General features: G+C 45.6%; 5 protein-coding genes, 1 tRNA gene and 1 pseudogene. 3 read left to right on the forward strand and 4 right to left on the reverse strand.

Annotated elements, in window-relative coordinates:
- Positions 1–621, forward strand: a pseudogene (locus NT002_00805) (sigma-70 family RNA polymerase sigma factor).
- Between the two features lie 19 nt (positions 622–640).
- On the opposite strand, the gene NT002_00810 reads toward NT002_00805, so the two are convergent.
- Entirely contained in the window at positions 641–1,810 is a 1,170-nt protein-coding gene (locus NT002_00810; GenBank protein MCX6827814.1) for a glycosyltransferase family 39 protein, read from the reverse strand.
- Positions 1,811–2,124: 314 nt separating this feature from the next.
- On the opposite strand from NT002_00810, the gene NT002_00815 reads away from it, so the two are divergent.
- Positions 2,125–2,253, forward strand: a complete 129-nt coding sequence (locus NT002_00815; protein MCX6827815.1) for a hypothetical protein — start codon at positions 2,125–2,127, stop codon at positions 2,251–2,253.
- 90 nt (positions 2,254–2,343) lie between these two features.
- On the opposite strand, the gene NT002_00820 is transcribed toward NT002_00815, so the two are convergent.
- A complete protein-coding gene (locus tag NT002_00820; GenBank protein ID MCX6827816.1) occupies positions 2,344–4,023 on the reverse strand; it encodes a glycosyltransferase family 39 protein in 1,680 nt (559 codons plus the stop codon).
- A gap of 294 nt (positions 4,024–4,317) precedes the next feature.
- On the opposite strand from NT002_00820, the gene NT002_00825 reads away from it, so the two are divergent.
- A tRNA-Leu gene (locus tag NT002_00825) sits at positions 4,318–4,400 on the forward strand.
- A gap of 60 nt (positions 4,401–4,460) precedes the next feature.
- Here the strand turns inward: NT002_00825 and NT002_00830 are convergent.
- A complete protein-coding gene (locus NT002_00830) occupies positions 4,461–5,006 on the reverse strand; it encodes a DUF4410 domain-containing protein (GenBank protein MCX6827817.1) in 546 nt (181 codons plus the stop codon).
- A 38-nt stretch (positions 5,007–5,044) separates the two neighbouring features.
- The gene (locus NT002_00835) at positions 5,045–5,956 is read right to left on the reverse strand and encodes a hypothetical protein (GenBank protein ID MCX6827818.1); all 912 of its coding nucleotides are present in this window, start codon (positions 5,954–5,956) and stop codon (positions 5,045–5,047) included.
- Positions 5,957–6,173 lie beyond the last annotated feature (217 nt).

The following is a 6,173-nucleotide window of genomic DNA, read 5'->3' on the forward strand; positions in this document are numbered from 1 at the left end:
CGAAGCATTAACAAAGGCCAATCTGCGATTCGTTGTCTCGGTTGCCAAACAGTATCAGAATCAGGGGCTGTCACTCGCCGATCTCATCAATGAGGGGAACATTGGCCTCATCAAAGCGGCCAAACGATTTGATGAAACCCGGGGTTTCAAGTTTATCAGTTATGCCGTCTGGTGGATACGCCAGGCGATTCTGCAGGCTCTGGCCGAACAGAGCCGTATTGTCCGACTCCCTCTGAATCGGGTCGGAACCCTGCATAAAATCGGCAAGATTTCCAGTTCTCTGGAACAGGGTCTCGGGCGGATACCATCTCCCGATGAAATCGCCCGGGAATTGGACCTTTCGGAGATGGAGGTTTCTGACACACTGAAAATCTCCAACTCGCATCTGTCGCTGGATGCCCCGTTCTAGGTCTCCGAGGATAACTCGCTTATTGATATTATCGAAGTTGAATTTCAGCCGGCGCCGGTTGAGGAACTGCTCGTCCATTCGTTGAATTTGGAGATCGTAATGTCGCTGGATATTCTCTGACCCGCGAACGGGTTCGGCAGATTAAAGAGAAGGCGATCCGGCGGCTGCGCCATGCCTCGCGAAGCCGATCGCTCCGAGCCTACTTGAACTAAAATGATGTCATCAGTTTTCTCAAAGCCCGCTTCCTGCGGGCTTTTTATTTAGTCTCGTTCGTGTGAGTCTAACTGTCATTACTATCCAATCCCGAAGACGAGAGAAAACAACCCCCGCCAAAATCGGCCAGGCTGCCTGGGCCGGAAAAAAAACTCGCGAACCTTGCCAGTAGGTCACTCCTGTCAGAAGCCCAAAGTACAATAATATCGAAAGAAAAACCATTGCCGGCGCAAACTTCCTCTGCACGATGAGGATAAATAACCCCACTCCAGAGAGAATCACTACGAAGCTGCTATTGTTGCCCCCAGATGTAAATTTCTCATAATAGCGGAGGACCGATTGAAACTGTGGGAGCTGCTTGGGATGGATAAGGCTCCCGCTGGTCACATTTTCCCAGACAATATCGAAATAAGTAATGAGGAATTGAGAGGGGCTTTCTATGAAGGCAGACCGGATTATCTGAATTGATTCGTCATGCCGATCCTTAATCGTCTGTGACTGCTCACCGATTGATCTCGGTTTATCGATCTCATCTTTGACTTTAAACAAATCCTGGCCCGGCTTGCTGTCGCATATAACGCGCGGAACCAGGTAAACCCTGGCCGCCCCCAGGCCTGTCTCGGCAATAGTGAAAACCTGATGTTTGGCATAGTTTCGGAATCCCCATCCAGCAATGAACAGTAGCATTATCGCAGCGGTTATCATCGGCCATATTAATGGCCCATTCCACGCGTGAATCCTTTTTCGCGAATAAACAATGGCAAATACCATGAATAATATCCAGAAGAACTGGGAGACGGAACGAACCAGGATCGAAACGCCGCCGGCAATCCCCGACCAGATGAAATCCCGTCGATTTCCCACAATCAGACCCCTGAAAAATAGATTAAGGGACAGGAGAAAGAGAAATATGAAAAGAGTCTCTGTCAGGAGAACGGCACTTAGTGAAATCGAGGTCAAATAAATCGCCGAAAGCAATCCTGCCGTTAGCGCGGCTGTTCGGTCCTCCAGCAGTATCAGCGCAAACAAATAGATCAGACTGCAAGATAAACTGCTGAGAATTATTTGAATGAAGAGGATCGGCCAGCCATTGACACCGAATATCTTGAGAAAGGGGACCAGGAAAAGGGGAAAGCCGGGGCCAACCAGGAACAGTTCCGTCTCGGCTGTTGTGTCTGATCCTATCATATACTGCGCGACCCTAATATACTTGCTGGAATCAGGTACTAATTGACAAATCTGGCCCTCATCAAACTGTGTGGACATTGCATACAAATACAATGCCCTGAGAATCAGAGCGGAAACAAAGACAACGGCAAGACTCCTGAAATCTCGGCGGACCTTTATTGTCGGTTCTGCAAATCCCATTCGAATGAATTCCGGTTTAGATGTTTGATTACCGGCGGCAATATATAATTCGCACTTCTTTAAATCAATCAGTAGTTGACAGCGATGTTACAAAAAGTTACTTTCTTGGAGATAAATGGCTCGCACGGAGGAAAATGGACTTTTCATCTGAGGCAATTCGCCGCAAGAATTTGGCCCTCGCCATATATGTTGCTTTCTTTCTTGTCATCGCTTTAGTGTTTGCTTTCACCGGCGGCGCCATGCCTCGCGAAGCCGCTCACTAAGGGCGTATTTGAATTAAGCGATTTTGAGTGACACGATTGAAGAAGGGAGCCCACAGAGGCTCCCTTTTTATAATTATAGCTTCTCTGGGATTACCTAATCACCAGCATGAAAGAATAGCCGCTATCAAGCCGGCTTTCACTGTCAAAAAACCCCAAATGCGCTCCGTACGTACCCGGCTCCATTTCCAAAATCCGCTTCAGTGTCACGATTTCAAATGGTTTCCACTGTGTCACAGAGGGTTCCGGTTCGAAATCCAGATTTATCATATTCCCGCCCTTTTCAGGGTATAGATGAAAGAAAATGCGATAATCCCTCTCAATTTCTTTTTTGGCATAGAAATCAAGTAATATTGTATGCGTATGATCGCTGTTTAGCTCATAATATGGGCGAGAAAGAACGATAAGGCCATCAAATATGTGGTCTCCGGAGCCGTCAAAGGCAACATAAACGGGGCTCCTGTGAGATGACAAAAAGATTGTGGTCGAAAATACAGATAACGCAATTATTGGAAACATAAGGAGAGCAATCCTATAATGCTCGTCCTTTAGCTTCAAAATGGAATTGGGCAGAAGTAAAATAGTCTTGATCATCCTTGATAGGCGGTTGCCAACTGCCTTCCAATTTACTCGAATGAAAATCTGGTTACAGTATCGTATCGGATAGAAAATGGCAGATGCGACAAATAACGCCCAGGAGGTCTGGGCCGGGTAAAATATGCGGGATCCTTGCCAATAGGTAAATCCCGAAATTAGAGCAAAATATATATATAGAAACAAGAGAAAAAGCGCCGCAAAGACTTTACGATTGATTAGAAGAAGAATAAATCCGAAAATTGAAAGGCCAAAAATTATCTTATTAAATTTATAGATATCTCCCAATTGCGTATAGTAGACAATTTTTTTCTTTAATTCCGGCAGTCGAAGCCGTGAAAGCTGATCAGACGCCATCATATTTTCCCATACAATTGACATGAAAGATCGGATGAAAGATGATGGGTCTTCATTGAAAAGAGTCTTCACCTTTTTTATAAACCATTCATTCCCATTTCCAGAATTGAGACTATCTTTTCGCCAATTGGCCAGCTCTTTGCCGAAAGTATCTCTAAAGTATAACACCGACAGAGTATCAGAGCGATCAGCCGCAACTCTTGTTCCTAAATAGATGGCTGCCGCGCCCGGACCTGTGCCCGCGACTACGAAGCTATCATTTACCATATAATTCCGAAACGCCCAGGCGGTAATAATTGCAGAGGATAATGACATCGAAAGAATGACAGAAAGAATCAGGGTCTTCTTAGGTCGCGCAATATATTTGGCTGGTGTAGTGATGGCGGCGGCAACAAATACTAGTGGAAGGAATTGACCCACTGAACGCGTGAAAGTTGCATAGGCGACAAGAATGCCCAGGAGAATATATTTTCCTATCGATGGGTTGGTAACAATCTTTAAATATATATAGATAGAAAGAACTATGCAGGCAAAAAATATTGTCTCTGACAAAAATGATGTATTAAGCGATAGCGCAGTTGGCGAAAAGCTGTTTAATCCCGCCGCAATTATTCCAAGAAGACGGCGCCCCGAAATCAAGCGACCGATTTTATAAATAAATACTGTAGAAAGTGAAGCCACCCCTATTTGACATACCAATGTGAAAAGAAGAGCCTTACCCGAAAGAAGGAATAATATTGATAAGAAGAAGCTGTATCCAAAACCGACCATATATAGACTGCTTTCATCATGTAGCGTAAAATTGCAAAAATCGTCAGCCAATCGCAAATATCTTAGAGTATCCGGAGGAGAGGATGCGATTTTGTCAATAGGCGAATGCTGGAGAAGAATCGCCAGATAGGCGAGTCTGATCGCTAATGCCAAAAAGAAAATAAAAAGGGCGGTTTTGTCTGTTTCCAGAAATCTTCTTAGAATTCTTTGCACGGCTATAAATCCCAATACCTTTTATTGAAGATATATTAGTTGCGAATGGCCGATACTGCAATAAGAATTTCACTCCAAAGCAAAATACTCTTGCCTCCAACAGAAATATACTATATAATTGGACTTTGACTTGCCGAAGTGGTGAAACTGGCAGACACGCTGTGTTCAGGGCGCAGTGCCCACAAGGCGTGGGGGTTCAAATCCCCCCTTCGGCATTTTTTCATTATACACTATCGATATAGAATCTATGCTACTTTAAGCGCCCGGAATTCGCGTTATTTTCCTTTTTCGAGATTCTCGAGTTCTTTATTCAGTTTTCCGGCAAAGTTCTTGGCGACATGTTCGAACATCTTATCGCCCGATTCCATCCAACTGCTGACCATCCCCGTGAAATTCCCGCCGAAAACAACATTTTTTGTGCCTTTCTTAAGCAGTTGCAGAGAGACCGTCACTTTGGAGCCGCCGGCCCATGCGCCGAATAAAAATCTCAGAAATCCGCTTCCTTTCTCATAATCCAGAATGCTACCGGTAACCTCATACTCCGCCGAGGTAAGGTTGGCATTAACCTCACCGAATACTTCTTTGTTCTGCAGCGCCTCGGTCAGATATTCTTTAAACTTCTCGATATTCTCCGCCGTTGGCTTTTTGGCAGCCTCAAAATCAAAGGGGAGAGCATCAGTTATCTCGCCGATACTGCATGATGCCGCGCGATTGAACGGCGCCGCAAGCTCCTCGGTGATAACATACGGCCTGGAACAGCTCACGACCATAGCCAGTAAGAGCACCAGAAGAGGCAGCCATAGCTTGTTTGCCTTTTTCATATTCAATTACCCTCCAATGCAAGAATCGCCATTAGTTTCTAGTACAGACCGACCAACCCGACTTTAAAATCAATTACATAAGCGCGGCCGATATTGCCGTAATCGTCGGAGCCGAGATAGACAACATCAAATTCCGCACCGAAATCAAGACCCAGATGCTTGGATACGAGGATTGTTCCACCAATACCGAATGTGGTCATAAACTTGGTCTCGGTATCTGACGGTTCTCCATAGTAAAGATCGCCGCCCTGCCGGAAATAGATTTTTCCCGACAATTTTCGACTGATAACGCCCAGGGAAATATATGAATAGAATAAGCCCTTGCCCGCGGCCAGCTGCGGCGGTCGGGCATAATATTGCACTCCCAGCAAATAGCGCATAGCATCATAATTCAATTCTTGCGATAATATTTCAATACTCGGGTCATCACTGTAAAACCGGAGATCTTTGCTCGCTTTCATCCCTGCTTTAGATATCGTTCCCTTGATCGCAACCTCCCTTGAGACTGCAACAAGGAAATCACCTTCCAGCCCGATGCCGGAGGTGATCCCCTCATAATAGCTGCCCGCGGGGATACTGAAATCTCCCGCGAAACGGAATCCCATAACCCAGGGCCGCCGATTGAGTCTCTTGAATGCGGGGTCGCCCTCCGATTTCCAAGTCTCCCGGCTCGGCTCTTTATACCCACTGAGAACCTCGGAGGAAATGTCGTTGTCGTTCAGGTCGTAGATCGCCTCAACCTGGTCGAAACTGATATTCTTCTTCTCCCCATTGAGCTTGATGATAACCACCTTATAAATGGAATTGACATCAAACTGAACCTTTTCGTACTTTTGCCCTCTCTTGGTGACCACCGTCCCTTCGTAGCTGGCGGTGGCGGCGGTTGCTGCGCATAGAAAGATCAAAGTCAATAACAGGAAATAAGAGATATGGTTTTTCCGCGGCGTCATTTTCTCCTCCACAGTGATTAATTGAATGAATAATTATAAATAAATCCGTCTGATCTGTCAACCATTATGATATGCCTGTTCCCGCAAAGTAGTAATGTCCTCTTTGAGCAAGATAGAAATGTCCTATTGAGAGGCTATAATGCTCCCCAAAAAGTTGGGGAGGTTTATGGTCGGAGAGGACGTTATCAGGATGAGTTTGAGGGAGTTGAGACGGTTG

This window comes from Candidatus Zixiibacteriota bacterium, assembly GCA_026397505.1.
Taxonomy (GTDB): Bacteria; Zixibacteria; MSB-5A5; order GN15; family PGXB01; genus JAPLUR01.